The following is a 1,073-nucleotide window of genomic DNA, read 5'->3' as shown; positions in this document are numbered from 1 at the left end:
TTAAATGCCGGTCCTAACCTGGTGATTCATGCTTTGGGTGATGTTTTCCAGGATCGGATTGACGACTGCCGGAATAAACTGAAAAACCAGGCCAACAACGAAGTGGCCGACGAAAATATATTTGTAGGATTTGACGCTTTTGAAAAGGTGATTGACTCGGGCGTTGACGTGGTGATTCTGGCTACGCCTCCTCATTTCCGTCCGGAGCATTTTGCGGCAGCCATTCAGGCGCGCAAGCATGTTTTCATGGAAAAACCAGTGGCTGTTGACCCAACGGGTATTCGTTCGGTAATGGCTACGGCCAAAAAAGCCGAATCGCTGGGATTGAAAATTGTCACCGGAACACAGCGCCGTCACCAGCGTGATTACATTGAAGTGTACAAGCAGATTGCCAATGGAGCAATAGGCGACATTGTGAGCGCGAACTGTTACTGGAACCAGTCGAAACTGTGGCACCGTAACCCGAATGCCGACTGGAGCGAAATGGAGTTCATGATCCGCGACTGGGTAAACTGGCTGTGGCTGTCGGGCGACCACATTGTGGAGCAGCACATTCACAACATCGATGTAATTAACTGGTTTACGGGTAAGCACCCGACGAAAGCGGTTGGTTTCGGCTCGCGCCAACGTCGTGTAACCGGCGATCAGTATGATAATTTCAGCATTGACTTTACCTACGACGATGGGATGCATACCCACAGTATGTGTCGCCAGATTAACGGTTGTACGAATAATGTTTCGGAGTTTGTTATGGGAAGCAATGGCTCATCAAACTGCCGCAACACGATTTGGGATGCCAAAGGAACAGAGTTGTACTCGTATGCTTATCCAACCGAGGAAAGTGGCGAGCGCATGATCAGTCCTTACGTTCAGGAGCACATTGATTTGGTTACGTGTATCCGGGAGAATATTGCGGTGAATGAGGCCGAGCAAACAGCCATCACAAACATGTGTGCCATCATGGGACGTATGTCAGCTTATACGGGTAAGGAAGTTACTTTTGAAGAGCTGATGAACTCAGACATCAAACTGGGTCCTGATACGTACATCATGGGTGATGTGGGTATTGTTGA

General features: G+C 48.8%; 1 protein-coding gene. It reads left to right on the top strand.

Features of this window, described 5'->3' with window-relative positions; genetic code table 11:
- On the top strand, positions 1 to 1,073 hold a 1,073-nt coding region (locus Q1A18_RS18945), incomplete at both ends, for a Gfo/Idh/MocA family oxidoreductase (protein ID WP_299584705.1).

This window comes from uncultured Sunxiuqinia sp. (genome assembly GCF_947495665.1).
GTDB classification, from domain to species: domain Bacteria; phylum Bacteroidota; class Bacteroidia; order Bacteroidales; family Prolixibacteraceae; genus Sunxiuqinia; species Sunxiuqinia rutila.
Note: the sequence above shows the minus strand (reverse complement) of the source record. Positions and strands in the feature narration are given on the sequence as shown.